The organism is Antarctobacter sp., assembly GCF_965277915.1.
GTDB lineage: Bacteria > Pseudomonadota > Alphaproteobacteria > Rhodobacterales > Rhodobacteraceae > Antarctobacter.
On record NZ_OZ255849.1, the window covers coordinates 2,358,887 to 2,383,771 of the forward strand.

General features: G+C 63.7%; 19 protein-coding genes. 8 read left to right on the plus strand and 11 right to left on the minus strand.

The genetic code is table 11. The annotated features are described in order from the left end of the window. Nucleotides 1-105 precede the first annotated feature (105 nt). Nucleotides 106-2,964 carry an excinuclease ABC subunit UvrA gene (uvrA, locus tag ACQY5B_RS12335; protein WP_420325053.1) on the minus strand — a complete coding sequence of 953 codons (2,859 nt, stop codon included), beginning with the start codon at nt 2,962-2,964 and terminating at the stop codon, nt 106-108. A gap of 233 nt (nt 2,965-3,197) precedes the next feature. Between uvrA and ACQY5B_RS12340 the strand changes: the two genes are divergently transcribed. Further along, nucleotides 3,198-5,657, plus strand: a complete 2,460-nt coding sequence (locus ACQY5B_RS12340; RefSeq protein ID WP_420325052.1) for a vWA domain-containing protein — start codon at nt 3,198-3,200, stop codon at nt 5,655-5,657. Nucleotides 5,658-5,727: 70 nt separating this feature from the next. Here the strand turns inward: ACQY5B_RS12340 and ACQY5B_RS12345 are convergent, their stop codons facing one another. From ACQY5B_RS12345 to ACQY5B_RS12370, 6 genes are all read right to left on the minus strand, one after another. Further along, nucleotides 5,728-6,123: a VOC family protein gene (locus tag ACQY5B_RS12345; protein WP_420325051.1), complete on the minus strand. Its 396-nt coding sequence runs from the start codon at nt 6,121-6,123 to the stop codon at nt 5,728-5,730. Between the two features lie 161 nt (nt 6,124-6,284). Continuing rightward, on the minus strand, nt 6,285-7,373 hold the full coding sequence (locus ACQY5B_RS12350; RefSeq protein ID WP_305968292.1) for an ABC transporter ATP-binding protein: 1,089 nt from the start codon (nt 7,371-7,373) through the stop codon (nt 6,285-6,287). Nucleotides 7,374-7,394: 21 nt separating this feature from the next. Continuing rightward, entirely contained in the window at nt 7,395-9,047 is a 1,653-nt protein-coding gene (bglA, locus tag ACQY5B_RS12355) for a beta-galactosidase BglA (protein ID WP_420325050.1), read from the minus strand. A 91-nt stretch (nt 9,048-9,138) separates the two neighbouring features. Beyond that, nucleotides 9,139-10,473, minus strand: a complete 1,335-nt coding sequence (locus ACQY5B_RS12360; RefSeq protein WP_420325049.1) for a carbohydrate ABC transporter permease — start codon at nt 10,471-10,473, stop codon at nt 9,139-9,141. A gap of 12 nt (nt 10,474-10,485) precedes the next feature. Continuing rightward, nucleotides 10,486-11,487 (minus strand): carbohydrate ABC transporter permease, encoded by a 1,002-nt coding sequence (locus ACQY5B_RS12365; protein WP_420325048.1) that lies wholly within the window; start codon nt 11,485-11,487, stop codon nt 10,486-10,488. Between the two features lie 81 nt (nt 11,488-11,568). Further along, nucleotides 11,569-12,834 carry an ABC transporter substrate-binding protein gene (locus tag ACQY5B_RS12370; protein WP_305968288.1) on the minus strand — a complete coding sequence of 422 codons (1,266 nt, stop codon included), beginning with the start codon at nt 12,832-12,834 and terminating at the stop codon, nt 11,569-11,571. 244 nt (nt 12,835-13,078) lie between these two features. On the opposite strand from ACQY5B_RS12370, the gene ACQY5B_RS12375 reads away from it, so the two are divergent. From ACQY5B_RS12375 to ACQY5B_RS12400, 6 genes are all read left to right on the plus strand, one after another. After that, nucleotides 13,079-14,101, plus strand: coding sequence for a LacI family DNA-binding transcriptional regulator (locus tag ACQY5B_RS12375; protein WP_420325047.1), 1,023 nt, complete (start codon nt 13,079-13,081; stop codon nt 14,099-14,101). A gap of 9 nt (nt 14,102-14,110) precedes the next feature. Further along, nucleotides 14,111-15,433: a GH1 family beta-glucosidase gene (locus ACQY5B_RS12380; RefSeq protein WP_420325046.1), complete on the plus strand. Its 1,323-nt coding sequence runs from the start codon at nt 14,111-14,113 to the stop codon at nt 15,431-15,433. An 11-nt stretch (nt 15,434-15,444) separates the two neighbouring features. Then, entirely contained in the window at nt 15,445-16,404 is a 960-nt protein-coding gene (locus ACQY5B_RS12385) for a glucokinase (protein WP_420325045.1), read from the plus strand. 135 nt (nt 16,405-16,539) lie between these two features. Then, entirely contained in the window at nt 16,540-17,409 is an 870-nt protein-coding gene (locus ACQY5B_RS12390) for a DMT family transporter (protein ID WP_305968284.1), read from the plus strand. Nucleotides 17,410-17,623: 214 nt separating this feature from the next. Continuing rightward, on the plus strand, nt 17,624-18,898 hold the full coding sequence (eno, locus tag ACQY5B_RS12395; RefSeq protein ID WP_305968283.1) for a phosphopyruvate hydratase: 1,275 nt from the start codon (nt 17,624-17,626) through the stop codon (nt 18,896-18,898). 177 nt (nt 18,899-19,075) lie between these two features. Then, entirely contained in the window at nt 19,076-20,428 is a 1,353-nt protein-coding gene (locus ACQY5B_RS12400; protein WP_420325044.1) for a sensor histidine kinase, read from the plus strand. Here the strand turns inward: ACQY5B_RS12400 and ccmE are convergent. Next, nucleotides 20,407-20,856, minus strand: coding sequence for a cytochrome c maturation protein CcmE (gene ccmE, locus ACQY5B_RS12405; protein WP_305968281.1), 450 nt, complete (start codon nt 20,854-20,856; stop codon nt 20,407-20,409). The genes ACQY5B_RS12400 and ccmE overlap by 22 nt on opposite strands. Nucleotides 20,857-21,070: 214 nt before the next feature. Next, a complete protein-coding gene (gene argC, locus ACQY5B_RS12410) occupies nt 21,071-22,099 on the minus strand; it encodes an N-acetyl-gamma-glutamyl-phosphate reductase (protein ID WP_420325043.1) in 1,029 nt (342 codons plus the stop codon). A 239-nt stretch (nt 22,100-22,338) separates the two neighbouring features. Between argC and ACQY5B_RS12415 the strand changes: the two genes are divergently transcribed. Further along, the gene (locus ACQY5B_RS12415) at nt 22,339-23,082 is read left to right on the plus strand and encodes a DUF3592 domain-containing protein (protein ID WP_420325042.1); all 744 of its coding nucleotides are present in this window, start codon (nt 22,339-22,341) and stop codon (nt 23,080-23,082) included. 25 nt (nt 23,083-23,107) lie between these two features. Here ACQY5B_RS12415 and murI read toward each other — a convergent pair whose 3' ends face one another. Beyond that, the gene (gene murI, locus ACQY5B_RS12420; RefSeq protein ID WP_420325041.1) at nt 23,108-23,920 is read right to left on the minus strand and encodes a glutamate racemase; all 813 of its coding nucleotides are present in this window, start codon (nt 23,918-23,920) and stop codon (nt 23,108-23,110) included. Between the two features lie 36 nt (nt 23,921-23,956). Beyond that, nucleotides 23,957-24,853, minus strand: coding sequence for a lysophospholipid acyltransferase family protein (locus tag ACQY5B_RS12425; protein ID WP_305968307.1), 897 nt, complete (start codon nt 24,851-24,853; stop codon nt 23,957-23,959). Nucleotides 24,854-24,885: the final 32 nt, after the last annotated feature.

Consider the following 24,885-nt stretch of genomic DNA (forward strand, 5'->3'; position numbering starts at 1 on the left):
GGGCCGAACGGCCCTCCCAGTTCATTTCTGGCGCGATTTGTACGTTTTGTACGTTTTGCTGGAATCGCTGTACGTTTTGTACGTTTCGTACAAAAAATCGGCCCGCTACTCGGCCGCCACCTTGCGCGGTTTCAGCATCGGCTTGAGGTAGCGCCCGGTGTGAGAGGCCTCGACCTCGGCCACCTTTTCCGGCGTGCCCACGGCAACGATCTGACCACCGCCGTCGCCGCCTTCCGGACCGATATCGATGATCCAATCCGCGGTCTTGATGACGTCGAGATTGTGTTCGATCACCACCACAGTGTTCCCGGCCTCGACCAGTTCATGCAACACTTCCAATAGCTTGCGCACATCCTCAAAGTGCAGGCCCGTGGTCGGCTCGTCCAGGATATAGAGCGTGCGGCCGGTCGAACGCTTGGCCAGTTCCTTGGACAGCTTGACCCGCTGCGCCTCACCGCCCGACAGCGTCGTCGCCTGCTGGCCAACCTTGATATAGCCCAGCCCAACGCGCATCAGTGCATCCATCTTGTCCCGGATCGCCGGAACCGCCTTGAAGAACTCCTGCGCATCCTCGACCGTCATCTCAAGAACGTCGGCTATGCTCTTGCCTTTAAAGAGAACTTCCAGCGTTTCACGGTTGTAGCGCGCGCCCTTGCAGGTCTCGCAGGTGACGTAGACATCGGGCAAAAAGTGCATCTCGATCTTGATGACACCATCGCCCTGGCAAGCCTCACAGCGCCCGCCCTTGACGTTGAAGCTGAACCGCCCCGGCTTGTAGCCGCGCGCCTTGGCCTCTGGAAGGCCGGCGAACCAATCGCGAATCGGGGTGAAGGCCCCGGTGTAAGTCGCTGGATTCGAACGCGGAGTCCGCCCGATGGGCCGCTGGTCGATGTCGATGACCTTGTCCAGGTGCTCCAGTCCCTTGATCGTCTCGCAGGGCGCCGGCGTCTGTCGCGCGCCGTTCAGCGCCATGCTGGCCGTCTTGAACAGCGTCTCGATGGTCAGCGTGGACTTGCCGCCGCCCGAAACCCCGGTCACGCAAACAAACTTGCCCAGCGGGAAATCGACGGTCACCTCTTTCAGGTTGTTCCCCGTCGCCTTGACCACCTTCAGCTTTTTCTTGTTTCCTTTCCGTCGCTTGTCGGGCACGGAGATTTCGCGTGTACCGCTCAGGTACTGACCGGTCATGCTCGCGGGATCACCCGCAACCTCCTCCGGCGTGCCTTTCGAAACCACCTGTCCGCCATGCACCCCGGCGCCGGGCCCGATGTCAAAGACGTAATCCGCCTCGCGGATCGCCTCTTCATCATGTTCCACCACCAGCACCGTGTTGCCCTGGTCGCGCAGGTTCTTGAGCGTGTCGAGCAACCGCGAGTTGTCCCGCTGGTGCAGACCAATCGACGGTTCATCAAGGACGTAGAGAACCCCGGTCAGTCCCGACCCGATCTGGCTGGCCAGCCGGATACGCTGACTCTCGCCACCGGAAAGCGTTCCCGCAGAACGACTTAGCGTGAGATATTCAAGTCCCACGTTATTCAGAAAGCCCAGCCGCTCGCGGATTTCCTTGAGGATGGCCTTGGCGATCTCGTTCTTCTGGCTGGTCAGGCTGGCGGGCACCGTCTCGCACCAGTCGAAGGCCTGTTTGATCGACATCTCGACCACCTGGCCGACGTGCAACCCGGCGATCTTGACCGCCAGCGCCTCTTCCCGCAGGCGGTAGCCGCCGCAGGTGCCGCAATCGCGGTTGTTCTGGTACCGCTCGAATTCCTCGCGGATCCAATTGGAATCCGTCTCGCGATAGCGCCGTTCCATGTTGGGAATGACACCCTCGAAGACCCGGCTCACCTGGTAGACGCGTCCGCCCTCGTCGTAGCGGAACTGGATTTCCTCGTCGCCCGAACCGTAAAGGAACACCTGCTGGACATGCGCCGGAAGGTCCTTCCACCGCGCATTCTTGTCAAACTCGTAGTGCCTCGCGATCGCCTCGATGGTCTGCAGGAAATACGGGCTCTTGCCCTTGCGCCAGGGTGCCAGCGCGCCGTCGCTGATCTTCAGTGTCTGGTCGGGCACCACCAGCCGTTCGTCAAAGAAAAGCTCAACCCCCAGCCCGTCACATTCCGGGCAGGCGCCGAACGGCGCGTTGAAGGAGAACAGGCGCGGTTCGATCTCGGGGATGGTGAAACCGCTGACAGGACAAGCAAAATTCTCGCTGAAGGTGATCCGCTCGGGGTCACCCTCGCGCGGGGCGGTTTCCAGCACAGCGATCCCATCTGCCAGGTCCAGCGCGGTGCGAAAGCTGTCCGCCAGCCGGGTCTCCATCCCTTCGCGCACGACAATCCGGTCGACGACAACGTCGATGTCGTGACGAAACTTCTTGTCCAGGGTCGGCGGCTCATCAAGTTCGTAAAACTCGCCGTCCACCTTGACCCGCTGGAAACCCTGCTTGCGGAGTTCCAGGAATTCCTTGCGGTATTCGCCCTTGCGGTCGCGCACGATGGGGGCCAGCAGGTAAGCGCGGGTGCCTTCCTCCATTCCCATGACGCGGTCCACCATGTCCTGCACCTGTTGTGCCTCGATCGGCAGGCCGGTGGCGGGCGAATAGGGCGTGCCGACGCGGGCGAACAGCAGGCGCATGTAGTCGTAGATCTCGGTCACCGTCCCAACGGTCGACCGCGGGTTCTTCGAGGTTGTCTTCTGCTCGATGGAAATTGCCGGCGACAGACCACTGATGTGGTCGACGTCGGGCTTTTCCATCATGTCCAGAAACTGCCGCGCATAGGCAGACAGCGACTCGACATAGCGGCGCTGCCCCTCGGCGTAGATCGTGTCGAAGGCCAACGAAGACTTGCCCGACCCGCTGAGGCCGGTGATGACAACCAGTTGATCTCGTGGGATATCCACGTCGATCGACTTGAGATTGTGCTCGCGCGCCCCGCGGACTTCGATCTGCTTGAGTTCCGGCATCACTTACCCCCGGCATTCCAACCTGCGTAGACATAGTTGAATTCGGCGAGACCGCCAATCGAAAAACGTGAACGAAGTGTGAACAAAGGCGGCGGCGCCCGGATTTCCGCCGGCGTGCTTCCTCTCGCCGCAGGCTGCTCGGACAGCGGGCGCCAGTCGGGTAAACCTTTCCTTGCCCGGGCAGTGCCCTCGGTGCAGGGTAACGGCGTATTACCGCCTGAAGGGGGGATTTCATGACCGCGTTTCGCCGCGCCGCTCTGGCGCTTTGCCTTGTTCCCGCGCTTGCCACCGCGCAGGAGGATCAACGCTCCATTCTCGTTCTCGACGCCTCCGGCTCCATGTGGGGCCAGATCGACGGCGTCGCCAAGATCACCATCGCACAGGGCGTGGTCGGCGATCTGCTGGCCACCCTGCCCGAGACGCAGACGCTGGGACTGACCGCCTACGGCCACCGCACCAAGGGCGATTGCACCGACATCCAGACGCTTGTCGAACCGGGCGCCGCCAGCCGCGACGCCATCGCCGCCCAGGTGAACAGGCTGCGCCCCCGCGGCAAGACACCGATGACCGACGCCGTCATACAGGCAGCCGAGGCCTTGAAGTACACCGAGGACCCGGCCACCGTGATCCTGGTCTCTGACGGGATCGAGACCTGCAACCCCGATCCCTGCGCCGCTGCCCGCGCGCTGGAAGAGGCCGGCGTGGACCTGACCGTGCATGTGGTCGGCTTCGATGTCAGCGACCCCGAGGCACGCCGCCAGATGCAATGCATGGCCGACGAGACCGGCGGCCAGTTCCTGCTGGCGGCCAATGCCAGCGAGCTGGGCAAGGCCCTGACCGAGGTGACACAGGCGCAGCCGGCGGCCACCTATGCAACCCGTTTCGTGGCGCAGGACGGCGCCGACGGCGGCACCATCGAAACGCCGCTGGTCTGGGACGTCCGCCGCGGCGAAGAGGTGATCGTCGATTTCCAGCAAAGTGCCTCGCTGGACATCGACCTGCCCGCCGGCAGCTATACCGTGACCGTCCTGCGCCCCGAGGACGAGAGCAGCGTCGAGAAGAGCTTTGACGTGACCGACGCCACGCAGACCATCAACCTCGTCCTGCCCAGTTCCCTGCCCGAGGCGCTGGTCAGCGGGCCGGAACAGGCGGTGGCCGGATCGACGATCCCCGTCACCTGGGAGGGCCCTGACGAGGACGGCGATTACGTCACCGTCTCCAAACCCGACGACAAAGGCTATGTGAATTACACCTACACCCGTGACGGGACGCCCGCACAACTGGTGATGCCGCCCGAGCCCGGCGCGTATGAGTTGCGCTATGTGCTGCGGGACGGACGCCAGACACTTGCCACGCAGGCGATCACCGTCACTGCGGCAGAGGCCAGCCTGGACGCGGATGGCAGCGCCCCCGCCGGCGCAAGCATTCCGGTCACATGGACCGGACCGGATTACGAGGGTGATTACATCGCCGTCTCAAAGCCGGGCGACAAGGGCTATGTCAATTACACCTACACGCGCGAAGGCACGCCCGCGCAACTGGTGATGCCGCCCGAACCCGGCACCTACGAATTGCGCTATTTCATGCGTCAGGACCGTACCGTTCTGGCCACCCGCATGATCGAGGTGACAGCATTGGACGCCAGCCTGGAGGCCGCCGAGACGGCGGAGGTGGGCGCCGACATCCCCGTGACCTGGACCGGGCCGGACTATGACGGCGATTACATCGCCGTGTCCAAGCCGGACGACAAGGGTTACGTCAACTACACCTACACCCGCGAAGGTGCGCCCCTGACGCTCAAGATGCCCTCCGAGCCAGGCACCTACGAATTGCGCTATTTCATGCGCCAGGACCGCACCGTTCTGGCCACGCGGATGATCGAGGTGACAGAGGTATCGGCCACGCTGGACGTGGCCCCGACCGGCGCGGCGGGATCGGACATCCCCGTGACCTGGACCGGGCCGGACTACGAAGGTGACTACATCACGGTGTCCGAGATCGGCGACAACGGGTATGTAAACTATACCTACACCCGTGAAGGCTCTCCGCTGGACCTGACCCTGCCCGCCGATGCCGGCACCTACGAGATCCGCTATGTCATGCGGCAGGACCGCACCGTGCTGGCCACCAAGACCATCGAGGTCTCGGACGTCAGCGCGACGCTCGACGTGGTCACGGAGGCGCGGGCCGGTGCCTCGGTGCTGGTGACATGGGACGGCCCCGGCTACGACAAGGACTATGTCACTGTGGCCGACGCGGACATGGCCGACAACAAGTACCACTTCTACACCTACACCCGCGAAGGCTCTCCGCTGCTGCTGCGGCTCCCGGCGGAACCGGGCACCTACGAGATCCGGTATGTGGCGGCGGGCGACAGCCCCCGCGTGGTGGCGCGCAACCAGATCACCCTGACCGAGGTGACGGCCAGCATCGACGCACCGGAACAGATCCCGGCCGGCGCGGTCCTGGGGCTGGACTGGGACGGCCCGGACTACAAGGGCGACTACATCAGCCTTGCCCGGGTCGGTGAGCCGGACAACAAGTACAGCACCTACAAGCACACCTCCGAGGACAGCCCGCTGGTGCTGAAACTCCCCGAAGGTCCGGGCAAATACGAGTTGCGCTACGTCCTTGGCCAGGGCAACAAGGTGCTGTTCCGCAAGCCCATCGAACTGACCTACGAGCCGGAGTAAGGCTGGTCATCCAGACAAGCAAAAGGCCCCCGTCCCGGGGGCCTTTTTCATTTGTCCATCAGCGGCGCCCTTACTGAAACCGGCCACCGCGTTCGAGGACTTCGATCTGGTATCCATCAGGATCCGCGACGAAAAAGAAACGGGCGAACCTCTTTCCCTCCGGTGCGAACTCGACAATCTTGCGCGGCGCCAGCCCCGCATCTGTCAGCCGCTTGTGGGTGTCGTCCAGGTCCGCGACCGAAACCGCAAGATGACCATAACCATTGCCCAGGTCATAGGGTTCGGTGCGTCCCTTGTTCACGGTGAGTTCGACCTCGAAGCTGCTCTCTGCATTGCTCAGGTAGACAAGCGTGAAATCGTCGAAGTCCTTGCGTTCCGCGATCTCCAACCCGAAAGCCGTCCGGTAGAAATCGACCGAACGTGCCTCGTCGAGCACGCGGATCATGCTGTGTATTGCCTTGGCCATGCTGTTCCTTCCGGTAGTTTGCCAATGTCGCAAGTCTCCTGCCCCGCCTCGGGACATGGCAAGAACGTGGATCAATGGCAACCGGACAGACGGCTTGCCCGCGATGACGAGGGCGCACGAAGCATGCCAAGGTCGAGTACCGCCGAGTGGCGCAAGGTGCCTTACCGATAGAGCAGCGACACCCCGTCCGCGAACAGATGCACCTTGTCGGGCTCTGCGCCCAGGGACACCTCCTTGCCGCGCATTTCGCGGTGAATGCCGGGCAGCTTGCCGATGACCGGATCGCCCCCACCTTCGGCCTCGAAATAGAGCAACGTCACCTCGCCCAGGGCCTCGGTGATCTCGACCTTGCCGGAATAGATCGGCGTATCCTCGGTGGGCACGAAATCCTCGGGCCGCACGCCGACATTGACCCGCAGCCCCTTGTCAGCCTCGTTGGTTGGATAGTCCGAAAGAGCCGTGCCACCGCCGTCCAGTTGCACGCGGGTCTGCGCGCCGGTCTCGACCACCTCGCCGGGCAGCAGGTTCATCGAGGGAGAGCCGATGAACTGCGCCACGAATTCGCTGTTGGGTTTTTCATAAAGTTCCAGCGGGCTACCCACCTGCGCGATCCCCTTGTTGGCCAGGACGACGATGCGGCTGGCCAGGGTCATCGCCTCGACCTGGTCATGGGTGACGTAGATCATGGTTCGATCGGGCATCTGCTCTTTCAATTGAGCGATCTCGATCCGCGTCGCCACCCGCAGCGCAGCATCCAGGTTCGAGAGCGGTTCGTCGAAGAGATAGACCTTGGGATCGCGAACCAGAGACCGGCCAATGGCCACGCGCTGCCGCTGACCACCTGACAGGGCTTTGGGCAGGCGGTCCAGGTAGGGTTCCAGTTGCAGCATCTTGGCCGCCCGATCAACCGCGGCTTCGATCTCGTCCGGGCTCTTCTTGGCCAGTTTCAACGCAAAGGACATGTTTTCGCGCACCGTCATGTGCGGGTACAAAGCGTAGCTCTGGAACACCATCGCGATGCCACGCTGCGCGGGCGGGACGTCGTTGACCACCTGCCCGTCGATTTCCAGCGTACCGCCGGTGATCTTTTCCAGCCCGGCGATCATCCGGAGCAGCGTGGACTTGCCACAGCCCGAAGGCCCGACGAAGACGATCAGTTCACCCTCGTCGATCTCGAGGTTGATGTCGCGCAACACCTGAACGGTCCCGCCATAGGTCTTTTCGACATCGGTCAGTTTCAGGTTGGCCATGTCCGCTCCCCCTCTTTCTCGTTATGCCTGCCGCCGCGCCAGCGCGGGTTGCCAGGGGCCAAGATGCAGCTTGCCATCCGGTGCGGCCGTGGCGCTGCCCAGTTCCTGCCCGATCTGCTGCCAATCGCCGGCGGGCATCTCGATCACAGCGGGGTCGGCGCTCATGTTGACGGCAACAAAGACCTCCTCGCCCTCGTGACTGCGGATGAAATGCACGACGCTGCCGGTGGCGCGGACCTTGTCATGCGCCCCTTTGACCAACGCGGGATGGGCCGCACGGAAATGGATCGCCTTTCGATAATGGTGCAAGAGCGCGCCTGGATCATGCTCCTGCTCGGACACCGCGTGGCCCAGATGCGCATGACTGACCGGCAGCCAGGGATCGCCAGTGGTAAAGCCGCCACTCTGGTTGGACTTTTCCCAGACCATCGGCGTACGGCATCCGTCGCGCCCCTTGAACTCGGGCCAGAACTCGATCCCGTAGGGATCCTGCAGGTCCTCGAAGGGCACGTCTGCCTCCGGCAGGCCCAGCTCCTCGCCCTGGTAAATACAGACCGACCCGCGCAGGCACATCATCAGCGTGGCAAAGGCCTTTTGCGCGGAGGGCGTCAGCTCCCACCGGCTGGCATGGCGCACGACGTCATGGTTGGAAAACGCCCAGCAGGCCCAGCCGTCCGGCACCAAGGTATCGACCCTTTCCATCACGTCTGCAATGCGCGCCGCGTCCGGCTGGCTGCCCGAGAGGAACTCGAAGGAATAGCACATGTGCACGCGGTCGTCCCCGGCGGTGTACTCGCCCATGATCTCCAGCCCCTTCTGGGCGTCACCGACCTCTCCCACGGCCGTGGTGGCGTCGTATTCGTCCAGCACCGCCCGGAAGCGGGCCAGGAAGTCGAGGTTCTCGGGCCGGTTCTTGTCGTAGAGATGCAGCTGGTGGTTGTACGGGTTCACACGGGGCGCGATGGAGGCATCGCGCTGATCCACCGGCAACGGCGGGTTGTCGCGCAGCTGCTGATCGTGGACGTAGAAGTTGATCGTATCCAGGCGGAACCCGTCGACGCCGCGATCCAGCCAGAAACGCACGACGTTCAACAGTGCGTCCTGCACATCCGGATTGTGAAAGTTCAGGTCCGGCTGCTCGGTCAGGAAGTTGTGCAGGTAATACTGTTCGCGCCGCGCATCCCATTGCCAGGCCGGGCCACCGAAGATCGACAGCCAATTGTTGGGCGGATTGCCGTCGGGCTTGGGATCGGCCCAGACGTACCAGTCCGCCTTCGGATTGTCGCGGTTGGCGCGGCTCTGCGCAAACCAGGGATGCTGGTCCGAGGTATGGGACAACACGAGATCGATCATCACGCGAATGCCCAGCTTGTGCGCCGTATCCACCATGACGTCGAAATCCGACAGGGTGCCGAACATCGGATCGACGTCGCAGTAGTCGCTGACATCATAGCCGAAGTCCTTCATCGGCGAGGTGAAAAAAGGCGAGATCCAGATCGCATCGACCCCCAGGCTGGCCACATAGGGCAGCCGTGCGGTGATGCCGTTTAGGTCGCCCACGCCGTCGCCGTTGCTGTCCTGGTAGCTGCGCGGGTAGATCTGGTAGATCACCGCTCCACGCCACCAGTCCTTGTCTGCGCCAGCATCGGTCTGGGTTTGAAGTTGCGCGTTCATGTCATGGTCCTTCGCGTCGAGGGCTTGTCCCGGGACCTCCTGTCCCGGCGCCCGCAGGGTTCGGCCCCGGACCAGGTCCGGGGCGCAGTGTTCACTTGACAGAGCCGGCCAGAAGGCCGCGCACGAGGTAGCGTTGCATGGCAAAGAAGACGACCAGCGGCACCGCGATGCTGACAAAGGCCGCGGTTGCCAGGATTTCCCAGTTGCCGCCGCGCGTGCCCAGCAGCTCGACGATCTGGTTGGTCATGACCGTGGTCTGGCCCGTCGCGTCGATCAGGAAGACCTTGGCTACCAGCAGGTCGTTCCATGTCCAGAGGAACTGGAAGATCGCGAAACTGGCCAGCGCCGGGAAAGACAGAGGCAGGATGATCTTGGTAAAGATCTGGAACTCTGTCGCGCCATCCACGCGGGCATTCTCGATGATGTCCCGCGGCAGGCCGGCCATGTAATTGCGCAGCAGGTAGACCGCCAGCGGCAGGCCAAAGCCGGTGTGCGCCAGCCAGACGCCCAGGTAACCCTTGCCGATACCGATGGCCAGGTGCAGCTTCAACAGCGGGATCAGCGCCAGTTGCAACGGCACCACCAAGAGGCCCACGACAAAGGCGATCAGCAGCGCACGCCCCGGGAAATCCATCCAGGCCAGCGCATAGGCGGCAAAGGCCGCCACGACGATGGGGATGATCGTGGCCGGGACCGTCACCGTCAGGGTGCTGAAAAAGGCCCGCCCCATGTCGTCGGTTGTCTGCGCTCCCTCGGCGGCACCGCTGGAGAGGCCGAAAGTGGCCGCCAAGAGCACAAAGAAGATCAGCGCACCCACAACCGGCGCCCCCTGCGCCACCAGTGCGGGCTGCGCGGCCAGCGTGTAGCGCATCGCCCCCCAGAGCACCACAGCCGCCACAAGGTAGATGCCAAGGTTCTTGAGCACATCCTGCCCCAGGACCGTATCATAGTTGCGCAGGGTGAATTCCGGTGGGATCTCGGCGGTGACAAAGATGCGTATGCCGCGACCACCGCGAATTTCCTCTTCCGATTCCACCCGGTAATCGCCGTTTTCCTGCACGTTGATCGTCCCGCCACGCCGCATTTCGGCCGTGTCACCGGGCGCGAAAGCCGAAATATCGCGTGAGGACACCCCGAAAGAAGAAATCGGGGCAGTCTCGCGCCCTTCGACGGCGAACAGGTTGCCCTCAAGCACATAGACCCCGTCCTGCTGCACCTGCGCCTCGGGGGTGTCCGTGCGCAGGGTCAGCGACTGTTCGGTCGGAAACAGCGCGTTCCACCAGCCGGATGATGCGATCTGGTCCGCCGTCCGGAAAGAGGAGACAAACAGTCCAACCGTCGGGAACAGCCAGAGCGCCACCAGAAGCACGACCGAGATATGAACCGCCCAGGTGAGCGAGGACTTGTTACCTGCGATATTGTCCATGATCCCGCTCCCTTACCGCATTTCCCTGCGGGCCTGCCGCACGTTCCAGACCAGGATCGGCGTGACCAGCAGCATGATGACGATGGCCGAGGCCGAGCCCACGCCCCAGTCATTGGCACGGAACAGCTTGTCGAACATGTAGTTGGCCAGGACTTGCGTGCCCCATTGGCCATTAGTCATGGCAAAGACGATGTCGAAGATCTTGAGCACGACCAGCGTGATTGTTGTCCAGACCACCATGATGGTCGGCATGATCTGCGGCACCTTGATCTTGAAGAAGATCTGAAACGGGTTGGCGCCATCCACGATCGCGGCCTCGACGGTCTCCTCGGGGATACCGCGCAGGGCCGCCGACAGGATCACCATCGCGAAACCGGTCTGGATCCAGACCAGGACGATCATCAGGAAGAAGTTGTTCCAAAAGGGGATCGTCAGCCATTGCTGCGGATCATTGCCGGTCAGCGAAACGTAGATCGCGTTCAGAACGCCGATCTGTTCGGCATCAGGCGGGCGCGCGTCGTAGACCAGTTTCCAGATCACCGCCGCGCCGACAAAGGAAATCGCCATCGGCATGAAGATCAATGACTTGGCGATATTGCCCCAGGAAATCCGGTCCGTCAGCTGCGCCGCCAGCAGGCCAAACGCCGTGGACAGCGCAGGCACGACGATCAGCCAGAGCATGTTGTTGCCCATCGCCTCCCAGAACTTGGATTCGCCCATCATCTGCGTGTAGTTCGCCAAGCCGATGAAAGCGCCGCCCTGGTCGCGGTCGGTCAGCGACAGGCGCAGCGTCTCGAAAACCGGGTAGGCAAGGTAGAGCGTCAGCGCGAAGAGCGCCGGAAACAGGAACAGCCAGGGCCGGATCATGTTGGCGCGGTTGATGTTGCGCCCCGCATTCGGCCCCTTGGCCGGGAAAAGAACACGGTCGAGAAACTGGTTCGACGCCCAGAAATAACTGAGGCAGGCCCCCACGCCGATCACGATTGTCAGAAGCCCCTGCAATGCCGGATGCATGACGGTCCCCCCCTGTTCCCTTGTTTGGGCTGTCGATGCGGGCGGCCCCGACACAGCGGGGCAGCCCGTCGGTTGGCGCAATTACTTGAGCGAGTCCCAGCTGTCCTGGATTTCGGCAGCGACCTCTGCGGCGGGCTTGCCGCCGGCATAATCGACCATGCCGGTCCAGAAGCTGCCCGCGCCCACGCCACCGGGCATCAGGTCCGACCCGTCAAAGCGGAAGGTCGTCGCGTCCAGCAGGATCTGGTTCATCTTGGCAGTGGCCTCGTCCTTGAACTTGGACGGATCGACCGATTTCAGCGGCGTCATGAACCCGCCGTTGGCCATCCAGATCTCATGCGCCTCGGTGGTCTGCAGGAACGCGATCAGGTCGTGCGCGGCCTGGTTCTCGTTGGTGATCGCCCAGAGCGTGCCCGCGCCAAGAACCGGCTGCCCCAGATCCTTACTCTCGTAGGCGGGGAAGTAGAAGAAATCGGCGTCAAGGCCCACCTCGGTGCCCTCTGGGAAGAAGGTCGGAATGAAAGAAGCCTGACGGTGCATCATGCATTGCGGCGGCGCCGAGAACAGGCCTTTGGGGCTGTCGCGGAAATCGGTCGACGCGACGGCCCCACGGCCACCGGCGACCTTGCCATCCTCGATGAAGGTGCCGAATTCCTCGATCGCGGCCACCACCCGGGGATCATCGAAGGGGATCTCGTTTGCGACCCACTGGTCATAGACCTCGGGCGGCTGGGTGCGCAGCATCAGGTCCTCGACCCAGTCCGTCGCCGGCCAACCGGTCGCACCGCCCGACCCAAGACCGACACACCACGGCGTTTCGCCATCGTCGATCATCATCTGTTCGAGTTCGCGAAGCTCTTCCATCGTCTCGGGCACTTCGTAGCCGAAATCGAGAAAGTTCTCGGGGTTGTACCAGACAAGGGACTTCACATCGACCTTGTAGAAGAAGCCGAACAGTTTCTCGGCGCCCTCCTGATCGGCGTATGTGCCCAGGTCGACCCAGCTTTCGCCTGCCGCGTAATTCTCGCGGATCCAGTCGCCGGTGCCATCCTTGAGCGGGGTAAGGAAACCGCGGGACGCCATATCTGCGGCCAAGCCCGGCTGCGGGAAAATGGCGACATGCGGCGCCGAACCCGCCTCTGCATCCACGACGATCTGCTGTTCGAAACTGTCCGAGCCGACATAGGACACGTCATGGCCCGACTGCTCGGCAAAGGCATCCAGAACAGCCTCGGCCAACTCCTGGTCCGGGCCCAGCCATGGACCAAAGACGGTGAGCTTTTCGGCCTGCGCCATGCCGGCACCAAGGGCCAGGGCCGCGACGCTCAGGTAAAACGGTGACTTCATTGGTTATCCTCCCATCCCGCGCCACCCTGCGCGGGCTCTCCTGCGTGTCCCACACCCGTCGAAACCAACGTTTCTCAAAGCGCTTTGGGTGTGGTCACTATCTGCGACTCGACCCAGCCTGTCAACGATTCACCTTTTCCTGTTGGAATTTCCATGCCGCAACGCGGCTAAGATTTCTGCAACACAGCAACGGCCATGCTGTCTTCTCTTGACAAATCCGAAGCGCTTTGAGCCTTATCAGGACATGAACCTGAAACAGCTCGCCGAGCACCTCAACCTTTCCCAGACCACCGTCAGCCGCGCGCTGAACGGCTACCCCGAGGTCAGCGAAAAGACCCGGGAAAAGGTTTTGCGTGCCGCGCAGGAGTTGAACTACAGCCCCAACGCCAGGGCCAAGGGGCTCGCCACGGGACGCGCCCATGCCATCGGTCACGTCCTTCCGATCAGCGACCAGCACGAGATGGTGAATCCGATCTTCGGCGACTTCATCGCCGGCGCCGGTCAGACCTATTCCAAGGCGGGCTACGAGGTGGTCATCAGCCTCGTCGACGACAAGGACGAGGAACAGGCCTATCGTTCGATCCGAAACCGCGGCAATGTCGACGGGATCATCGTTCACGGTCCACGCATGACCGACAGCCGGATCGCCCTCCTGACCGAGCTGGGGCTGCCTTTCGTCGTGCATGGCCGCGCCTCTGAGGTCAGCCTGCCCTATTCCTGGCTGGACACCAACAACGGGCGCGCCTTTCAGCGCGCAACCGAGTTCCTGCTGGATCTCGGGCACCGGCGGATTGCATTGATCAACGGGCTGGAGTTCATGGATTTCGCCCACCGCCGCCGCGTTGCCTATGAGGCGGCGCTGACCGACCGGGGCATCGCGCCGGACCCGGCGCTGATGCGCTCCGAAGAGATGACAGAAATCTATGGCTACCGCAGCGCGGCAGAGATGCTGTCGCTGGCCACCCCGCCCACCGGCTTCCTGGTGTCCTCGATGATCACCGCCATCGGCGTCCGCCGGGCGATCCACGAGGCCGGGCTGAAAATGGGGCGGGACGTATCCGTCATCACCCATGACGACGACCTGGGCTATTTGCGCAATGGCCACGACGTGCCGATCTTTACCGCCACGCGGTCTTCGGTGCGCCTGGCCGGGATGCGGGCCGCGGAAATGCTGCTGGAGCTGATCCGCACCCCCGCGCATGCGCCCCTGACCCAGTTGATGGAGGCCGAGCTGATCATCGGAAGCTCGACCGGACCCGCGCAATGAAGGTTGAACATGAAACACCAGAGATCTGACTTCCCCGAGGATTTTCTCTTCGGCTGCGCCACCTCTAGCTACCAGATCGAGGGTCACGCCTATGGCGGCGCCGGGCGCACCCAATGGGACGATTTCGCCGCCACCCCCGGCAACGTCGTCCGCTTCGAAAACGGCGACAAGGCCTGCGACCACTACCACCGGTACGGCGAAGACCTGGACCTGGTCGCACAGGCCGGGTTCGACGCCTACCGCTTTTCGCTCAGCTGGGTGCGCGTTCTGCCCGAGGGGCGCGGGCCGGTGAACCAGGAGGGGCTGGATTTCTACGACCGCCTGACCGACTCGCTGCTGGATCGCGGTCTCAAGCCTTGCGCCACGCTCTATCACTGGGAATTGCCCTCGCCCCTGCTGGACCTCGGCGGATGGCGCAACCGGGATATCGCGGGCTGGTTCGCCGATTACACCCAGATCATCATGGAGCGCATCGGCGACCGGATGTTTTCCGTCGCGCCCATCAACGAGCCCTGGTGCGTCGCCTGGTTGAGCCATTTCGACGGCCACCATGCGCCGGGCGTCCGGGACATCCGGGCCACGGCCCGCGCCATGCACCACGTCCTGCTGGCACATGGCCGCGCCATCGACACCATGCGCGGACTGGGCATGCAGAATCTTGGCGGCGTCTTCAACATGGAATGGGCCGACCCTGCCGACGACAGCGCGGCTGCCCACGCCGCCGCCGACCGCTACGACGCCATCTATAACCACTGGTTCTTGAGCGGCGTGTTCAAGGGGGCCTATCCGACAGCCGCGCTGGAGGGGCTGGAGCCGCATCTGCCCAAGGGCTGGCAGGAGGATTTCGGGACGATCACCGCGCCGCTCGACTGGTGCGGGATCAACTACTACACGCGCAAGCTCATCGCCCCCGCCGGCCATCCCTGGCCCGATTACCGCGAGGTCGAAGGGCCGCTGCCCAAGACCTTCATGGACTGGGAAATCTATCCCGAGGGTATCTACAAATTCCTGACTCGCACCGCCCGAGACTATACCGGCGACCTGCCCCTCTACGTCACGGAAAACGGCATGGCCTCGGCCGACGTGCTGGAGGATGGCAGGATCGAGGATCCGGCCCGCACCGCCTACCTGGACGCCCATCTGGACAAGGTGCGGCAGGCCATCGCCGAGGGGGTCCCCCTCAAGGGGTATTTCACCTGGTCGCTGCTGGACAATTACGAATGGGCGCTTGGGTACGAAAAGCGCTTTGGCCTTGTCCATGTCGATTTCGAGACCTTGGCGCGGACGCCCAAGGCATCGTATCACGCGCTTGCCAAAGCCCTGACCACCTGAAAGGCCACGTCATGACGCAAGAGCTTACCGTTGTCGCCGACATCGGCGGCACCAACACGCGGGTCGCCCTTTGCCGGGACGGCCAGGTGCAAGGGGACAGCATTCGCCGCTTTCGCAACTCTGAAAATGCCGGGATCGAACCGATCCTGGACAGCTATCTTGCGGAACAGCAAGTGGCCCCCATCGGTGTCTGCGTCGACATGGCCGGGCCGGTACACGATGGGGTCGGCACCCTGACGAACCTCGACTGGACGGTGGACTCGGCTTCGCTCAAGGCGCGGACCGGTGCCGCGCGGGTCGCGGTTCTGAACGACCTTCAGGCGCAAGGCTATTCCGTCGCACACCTTGGCCAGGACAGCCTGTCGCCGATCCTGACCGGGCGCGAGGCACCGGCCGACGCCGTGCGGCTGGTGGTGAACGTGGGCACCGGGCTGAACGCCGTGCCCGTCTACACGCAAGGCGCGCGCACGCTGGTGCCCCCGGCGGAGGCCGGCCATGTCTCGCTGCTGGCGCGGGACACCGAGGAACTGCGGCTGGTCGACTGGGTGGCCGAAAGGACCGGGCACCCGGGTCTCGAGGAGATCCTGTCGGGCCGCGGGCTGGAACGTCTCCATGCCTGGGTCTGCCATGACGAGGGCGACGGCCTGCCGCTGCCCGCGGCCGAGATCATGGCCGCCTTCGAGGCCGGCGATCCGCGCGCGCGACGGGCCACAGGTCTCTTCGTGCGCTTCCTGGGCCGCTACGCCGGAGATCTTGCGCTGGTCACCCTGCCCTTTGGCGGCATCTACCTGGTCGGCGGCGTGACGCGCCACCTGGGCCCCCACCTGCTCCACCTCGGCTTTGCCGAGGCCTTTGCCGACAAGGGACGGTTCAACGCCTACATGACCCAGTTCCCGGTCCACCTTGTCACCGACGACTACGCCGCTCTCAGGGGCTGCGCCGCGCATCTGGCAGAGATCATGGCGGCCTGACCATTCGCGCAAGAGTGCGTGCAAAAGGATTGGGCAAAGCCCTTGCCGCGCCTGCGCGCGCGGGCGATACCTGCGGGACAAGACACTCACCGAAAGCCCCGGCATGACCCGCACCCGCCCCGCGAAGGCGCCAGCATGATCCTGCGCGCCATTTCCCTGATGATACTGTCCATGGCCCTGCTGGCCGGGGCCGATGCCTTTTTCAAGCTGGCAACGCAGGTCGCGCCCATCGGTCAGGTCATGACCATGGTCGGGCTTGGCGGAACGATGCTGTTCATTGCCATGGCCTCCGTGATGCGGGTGCCGCTTTGGACGCGGGACGCGCTGCACCCGATGGTCCTTTTGCGCAATCTCTTCGAGATCATCGGTGCCATCGGCCTCGTCTTTGGACTGAAATACGTCTCGCTGCCGGTCTTTGCGGCCATCCTGCAAGCCGGACCCCTGATCGTGACCCTCGGCGCGGCGATCTTTCTCAAGGAACAGGTCGGCTGGCGCCGCTGGACCGCCGTAGGCGTGGGCATCGTCGGCATGTTGATGGTCATCCGCCCAATGGGCGCAGGTTTCACCGGGTGGGAGCTTTTTGCCGTGATGGGCATCGCCGGACTGTCCGCTCGGGATCTGGTTACGCGCCTGTCGCCCTCGCATATCCCGGCCCTTGCCATATCGACATGGGGGTTCTTTGTGACACTCCTGCCTGGCAGCATCCTGTGGCTCATGGCCTCGGGCAACAGCAGCTATACACCCGCGGCACTCTGGCCGATCCTTGGCGCGGTCGTGGTCACGACCTCGGGATATCTGGCCATCACCTCGGCCATGCGGCTGGCTCCGGCTTCGATCGTGGCGCCGTTCCGATATACGCGGCTGGTCTTCACCACCGGGCTGGGCGTGCTGATCTTCGGTGACCGTCCGGATTTCTGGACGCTGGCAGGCTCTGCCCTGATCCTCCTTGCGGGGCTTTATACCTTCCTGCGCGAGCGGCGACTGGCGCGCGCGGCAACGGCCTGACACTTCCGTGCACGCTCTTGGGTGACGGAACGTCCTCAAGGGGTTACAAAGATAGCATTTCTACTTGCTTCGGCTCGCCGTGCCCCGGGCCGCCACGGCGCGACGTTAGCGCCACCCTCGGGCACAAAGGGTCGTTAGCGCTATCACTCACGTTTACTTTCGCTGCGCGCCTGTTATGAAACCGGCGAACGGACAGCCTTGAGGGACCAGATCCATGAGCACCATTATCGACATCCACGCGCGCGAGATCCTCGACAGCCGCGGCAATCCCACCGTCGAAGTCGACGTCACCCTCGAAGACGGCTCGATGGGCCGCGCGGCCGTGCCTTCGGGCGCCTCGACCGGCGTGCACGAAGCGGTGGAAAAGCGCGACGGCGACAAGGCCCGCTACATGGGCAAGGGCGTTCTGGATGCCGTGGCCTCCGTGAACGGCGAATTGGCCGAGGCGATCCTGGGTTTTGACGCCACCGAGCAGGTCGCCATCGACCTTGCCATGTGCGAACTCGACGGAACCGAGAACAAGGGACGCCTGGGCGCCAATGCCATCCTCGGCGTGTCGCTGGCCGTGGCAAAGGCCGCCGCCGAATTCACCGGCCAGCCGCTGTTCCGCTATGTCGGCGGCACCTCGGCCCGCACACTGCCGGTGCCGATGATGAACATCATCAACGGCGGCGAGCATGCCGACAACCCGATCGACATCCAAGAATTCATGATCATGCCGGTGGCCGCAAGCGACATCCGTGAAGCGGTGCGCATGGGCTCCGAAGTGTTCCACACCCTGAAAAAGGAACTGTCCTCGGCAGGCATGTCCACTGGCCTCGGCGACGAAGGCGGCTTTGCCCCGGAGCTCAAAGGCACCCGCGACGCGCTGGATTTCATCCTGAAGTCGATCGAAAAGGCCGGCTACAAGCCGGGTGAGGACATGTACCTCGCGCTGGACGCCGCCTCGACAGAGTATTTCAAGGACGGCAAGTACGAGATGAAGGGCGAGGGCCTGTCGCTGACCTCCGCCGAGAACGTCGATTACCTGGCCAAGCTCTGCGCCGAATACCCGATCATCTCGATCGAGGACGGTTGCGCCGAGGATGACTGGGACGGCTGGAAGATGCTGACCGACGCCCTAGGCGACAAGGTGCAACTGGTGGGCGACGACCTTTTCGTGACCAACCCCGCCCGCCTGGCGATGGGCATCGAGCGCGGCTCCGCGAACTCGATGCTGGTCAAGGTCAACCAGATCGGCACGCTGACGGAAACGCTGCAGGCGGTCGACATGGCGCACCGGGCGCGCATGACCAACGTGATGTCGCACCGGTCCGGCGAAACCGAGGACGCGACCATCGCCGACCTTGCCGTTGCCACCAATTGCGGCCAGATCAAGACCGGCTCGCTGGCGCGGTCGGACCGGTTGGCGAAATACAACCAGCTGATCCGGATCGAGGAGATTCTGGAAGACACCGCAATCTATGCGGGACGCAGCATCCTTCGCTGACAACCTTTTGGTTTCATAATCTTAGCAGGGCCCCAAGGCACGCCTTCAGGCCCTGTTCATTCGGGTAGCATTCCGAATAATGCAAGTGACGCGGCGCGGGAGATTGCGTACCCTGAGCCATGTTTTATCGTGATCACAGCCGCAGGTTCGCGCGGCCCCGGTGGAGAGACGCAGGAAATGGCCCGGCTCCCCTCCCGTGACAGCTACCAGTCCCGGCTGGACGATATGCGACGCGCCGAATTCGGGTCGCCGCTCGAGATCGTTCTCCGCTTTGCCGTCATCGCCGTGGCCGCCATCGTTCTGCTGCTTTTTATCGACCGTCAGATTGCTTTGGCGTGGGGCGCGGCCTACCTGGTCTTCGAAGGCGGGCTGGCCGTCCAGCTGCTTCGGCTGAGACAATGCCCGGCACGGTTTCGCTACTGGGGCGCGTTGGCCAGCTATGTCCTGGCCGGTCTCTGCTTTCTGGCGCTTCCACTCTACCTCGTGGCCGAACAAATGACCCCCGGCACGACCTTCGCAGGCGCGGCGGGTCTTGTGGGCTACGCGCTGTATACCCTGCAACGGCCACAGCGCGAATCCGGTCTGCTGGTCGCCGACTGTGCCCTGGTCTCCATCATGATGCTGTCGCTCGTCGTCCTGCTGCAACCGCTGTTGAACGACTGGACCGACCGTCTGCTCGTCGCCTTCGTCACCCTGGCAGTGCTCGGCTACTATATCGGGTCGATGATCGTGGGCTGGCGCCTGCAGGCCGATCTGCGCACCGCTCAAAAACGCTATGCCAGCGCCCAAATGGCCCGCGCCTTGGGGCAGTTCGTCGGCGGTGTCGCGCATGAATTCAACAACCAGCTGACCGTCATCCTGGGAAATCTCGAGCTGTTCGAGACCCTGCCCGATGCCCATGAACGTCAGGCCGCCATCGAGGAAAGCCGCGCCGCTGCCGGGCGCGCCGCAGTCACTGTCCGCCAACTCATGGTCGCCAGCGGCCGCACCCGTCTGTCCCCCGCCCCCATCCCGATGGAGGCGTTCCTCTTCGACCTGGCCGAGGTCCTGAGCGACATGCTCGGCCCCGACATGCGGGTCGAGACGGCGCCCCCGACCGACCCGCTCGTGGCTCTGGCCGACCGCGACATGCTGGAAACCTGCGCCATTCAGCTTTGCCTGAACGCGCAAGAGGCGACGGGCGGACACGGGACGATCCGGATCACGGCGGAACGTCGCGGCTCCGCCAAGGGGCTGACCCCCGCGCCCGAGGCCCCCCCGCCCTATGTCGCGCTGATCGTCGAGGATGACGGGCCCGGCGTACCCGAAGAGGCCTTGCCGCGCCTGGCCGAACCCTTCTACACCACCAAGCCCCCGCACGAAGGCCGCGGCCTCGGCCTGTCCTCGGTCGCCGGCTTCACGCGACAATCCGGCGGCGGCATGATGCTGGACCGCCCGCTACGCGGCGGGTTGCGCGTCGTGCTCTACCTCGTCGAAGCGCACGGCAACACGCCGGGCACGTCCGACGCTCAGCTCTCGGGTTCCTGGTAGATGCCCTGTTCCTTCAGCGCGTCGACCACTTCCTTGGGCATGTAGGTTTCGTCGTGCTTGGCCAGGATCTCCGAGGCCTCGAACACGCCGTCCACGTAACGACCGGTGCCGACCATGCCCTGGTTCTCCTCGAAGAGATCCGGCAGCACGCCGGTGTAGACCACAGGCACGGTCGCGCCGCCATCGGTCACACTGAACCGGACCTGCTCGCCTGCGCCGCGCACCAATGACCCTTCCTCGACCAGCCCGCCGATGCGGAACACCTCGTTCGGTGCAGGCGGTTCCTCCATCACCTGGCTGGGCGAGCGAAAGAAATTGATACCGTCGCGCATGGCATAGCCGATCAAGACAGTCGAGACGATCAACGCCACCGCGGCCAGCGCAACGATCTGGATCCGCCTTTGTTTCTTGAGGGACTTCAGGGCCATGTGGATCCTCTTTCATCGCGTGGCGAAGCTATTGCGCAAATATAGAGAAACCGCGGTCTCTTGGGGAGGCCCCTGCACAATTTGCCGCGCCTCCCGGCTTCTTTGGGCCCCAAATACATCCGGGAGGATGTTTGAGGAGGGCAGCGCCCTCCTCAAGGCCTGCGTGGCCTGAACGCAAAACACCCTGTGCGCGCGGCCCGCGCGCCCCATTGGATCAGGGGAAACAGGGCGCCAGCATCAGGCCCGCGGTTTCCACCTCGCCCAGCATCAAGTTGGCGTTCTGCAACGCCTGCCCGGAGCTGCCCTTGGTCAGGTTGTCCAGCGCGGCCACGACGATCGCCCGCCCCGGGCGCCGGTCGGCGCTGACCCCGACGTGGCAAAAGTTCGACCCGCGCACATGATGGGTCGACGGCGTCTCGCCGAGGGGCAGAACCTCGACAAATGGCTCATCCGCATAGGCCGTTGTCAGCGCGGCATGGATCGCCTGCGGATCCCCCTTGACGTAGGCGGTCGCCAGGATGCCCCGGTTGAACGGACCAAGGTGCGGCGTGAACTGGATCTCGACCGGGCGGCCCGCAAGCGCGCTGAACTCCTGGTCGAACTCGCCCAGGTGCCGGTGCGTCCCGCCGACCGCATAGGCATTGGTGCCCTCCGACAGTTCCGCGTGCAGCAGGTTTTCCTTCAGCGACCGGCCCGCGCCGCTGACGCCGCATTGCAGGTCCAGGATGATCTCTTCGAGGTCGATCAACCCGCCCGAAATCAGCGGCCGCAGGATGTATTGCCCGGTTGCCGCGTTGCAGCCGGTGCCAGCCACCAGCCGCGCGCCCCTGATCTGCTCACGGTAGAACTCGGTCAGACCATAGACCGCCTCTGCCTGGGTCTCCACGGCCACATGCGCGTTGCCGTACCACTTCTCGTAATCCGCCGGATCGCGCAGCCGGAAGTCCGCCGAGAGGTCGACGATCTTCACCGATTTCGGCAGTTGCGAGATCACCTCCTGGCTGGTCTTGTGCGGCAGGGCGCAGAAACACAGGTCGATCTCGGCGAAATCGATCTGCTCCCAGGTTACCAGGTCCGGCAGGTCCAGATGGCGCAGGTGCGGAAAGACCTGCGCCATGCTTTGCCCGGCCTTGGAATTGGCGGCCAATGCATTGATTTCGAACGAAGGATGTGTGGCGATCAACCGGATCAGCTCGGCCCCGGTATAGCCGGACGCACCGATGATGGCGATGGAATGGGTCATGTCAGGTCACCTGCAGCAAGGGGCGCACGGGTCGCACCGCGCGAAATGCGGGAAGCAAAGGAGGGAAGCGCCGCCGATTGAGACGGCAGTCGGGTCATCGTCGCAGGCGCGGGGCGTGAAAGGCGATCATGACGGGGCTCCTTTGATCAAAGCCTATAGCCGCCCGCTTTCCTGCAATCAATGGCGAAAACCCGACCTGTACTGTTGATCCGCAGCACGAGCGTCGCCAATATGCCGACATGGCACAGGTTGCAGGTGACAGACCCGTACCGCTCTGGTGGTTGTTTTGGCGCATGGGCGGATGGCTCACGCTCATCTTCGTGCTGATCCTCTCGATCCTGACCTTCATCAGCCACATCTCGTTGAATCTGGCACATCGGTTCGACGCCGAGGGGCGCGAGACGGCCGCCGACCTGCTAGACAAGTACCAGCGCGTCACCACCGACAGCGACGGCGACCGCGAAGTCACCTACTACTTCCAGCTCCGCTTCGAAACCAACAGAGGAGAAACGGTCAATCTCACGCGCTCTGTCGGCTCCAGCCTCTATCGCAACAGTGACATCGGGGATCGGGTGCCGATCTGGTACCTGGAAAGCGAGCCCGAGACGACCGAACTGCGGCGTGGCGAAAACCGGACCGCGTCGATCATCACGCGGTGGATTGCGCTGGTCTTTGGCATCGCGGCCCTGGTGGCCATGTGGTTCCCCGGACGCAAGGCGGTGGCCGCCGTACGGGCAAGACGATACGGCACGCGCGAAACCGCGCGCGTGACGGGCACCAAGCGCACCAATTACCGCGTCAACAACCGCTATCGCTATCGCCTGACCTGGGAAGAGCAAGACGGGCGCCACGGCGAAAGCCTTGCCTATAAGGAACACCAGTTGAGCCCCTACCAGCCCGGTCAGGAAATCACAGTCTACCAGGGGATCAAGCGCGCCTGGTGGTCCGGCGACGTAGGCGAACGGCCCGGCACGTCGGACTAGCCCGGCAGAGGGCGCTCGCCCCCGCTCAGGCGGCGTCGAACGTGATCTTGCGACGCAGGAACTGCGTGGCGTTCTGCGAGACTTTCAGCGGATTTCCCGTGGTCAGGAAACCGCTTTCCGTACCAGGGCCCATCATGTCCGGATGCCGCTGCAAGTAGTCCGAGAGCGATTCCGCCACCAGGTTGGCCTGCGAATAGACCGACACGTCCGGTCCCAGTGCTTCCTGAAAGATGTTCTGCATGAGAGGGTAATGGGTGCAGCCAAGGATCGCGGCCTCCGGGTCCGGCATCTTGCGTTTCAGCGCATCGACATGACTGTGCACCAGGGCCTCTGCCAGGATCATGTCGCCCTCTTCGATCGCATCGACAAGCCCGCCACAGGCCTGCGCCTCGACATCGACGCCGATGGCGCGGAAGGCCAACTCGCGTTGGAAGGCACGGCTGCGGACGGTGGCGGGCGTCGCGAACAAGGCAACATGTTTGACGGCCACTTCGCGCGGGGGGGAATTGTCGCCCCACTGACGTTCGGTCAGCGCCTCGATCAGCGGTACAAAGACGCCCAGCACGCGCTTGTCACGGGGGATCCAGCTTTCCTGCATCCGGCGCAGCGCCGCTGCCGAGGCCGTGTTGCAGGCCAGGATCACCAGGTCACAGCCCGCCTCCCACAGCCGTTCCGTCGCCGCGCAGGTCAGGTTGTAGACGTCATCGGCATCGCGCACACCGTAGGGCGCGTGCCTGTTGTCACCGAAATAGACAAAGGGCACATCCGGCAGGCGTTTCGATACCGCATCCAGCACCGTCAACCCGCCCAGCCCGCTGTCGAAGATCCCTACCGCCATGCTCTTGCGCTCCCGCCTGCCCTGCGGCGCGTCTTGTCAGTGGCGCGCCTTCGGCTTTTCCTTGTGTTTCGCTTCGAACTCGAACCCGTAGTCGTAAGACGTCAGGGGAGTCGGAGAAAGCTCATAAGTCGCTTTGCGCAGGAAATCCATCATCGCCCGCGCGTCCTTGGCCCGGGCGTCGATTTCCGCGCGCGGGATCGCCTCGCCGATGGCGACGCGCACGGGTGTGTCCACGCGTTTGCGGAATTCCTTGATGAGCAGGCCCATCCGCAAGGTCGTGTGCAGGTGGCTGGCCAACTGGAACAGCCGCGAGGTGTGTCCGTCGAAATAGATCGGGACAACCGTTGCGTTGGATTTGGCGATCATCCGGGCGGTGAAGGTCCGCCAGCCCGGGTCCATCGGCCGGCCAAAGGGCTTGCCCGCCGTGGCCACGGTGCCCCCCGGAAAGATCCCGATGCAGCCACCGCCGGCGAGATAGTCCAACGCCTCCTTCCGGGTCGCCAGGTTCTGCTGAACCGCTTCTTTCGTCTCTTCGAAACTGACAGGCAGGACGATCCGGTCCAACTCTTGCGCCTTGCGAAAGATCTTGTGCGCCAGGATGCGGAAATCGCCGCGCACGACAGACAGGATATGGCCCAGCATAAGCCCGTCGAGGATGCCGTAGGGGTGATTGGCAATGACGATCAGGGGCCCGTCCTTGGGCAGATTGTCGAGGCTACCGCCGATCACCTCGAGGCCAAGGCCATAGCGTTCGACCATGACCTGCCAGAAATCCCGCCCCTGCGCCACCTCGTGTTCGTACCCTTCGGCGCGCCGGATCAGGCCGATCCGGCCCGTGGCGTTTTCCATCAGCCGGATCATGGCACGCCCGCCCCGCGTACTGGCGGAATAACTGTACGAAATGTCACGTGCGATCTGACGCCGGTTCGGCATCGGCAACGGGTCCTTCTTGGTATCGATTGCCA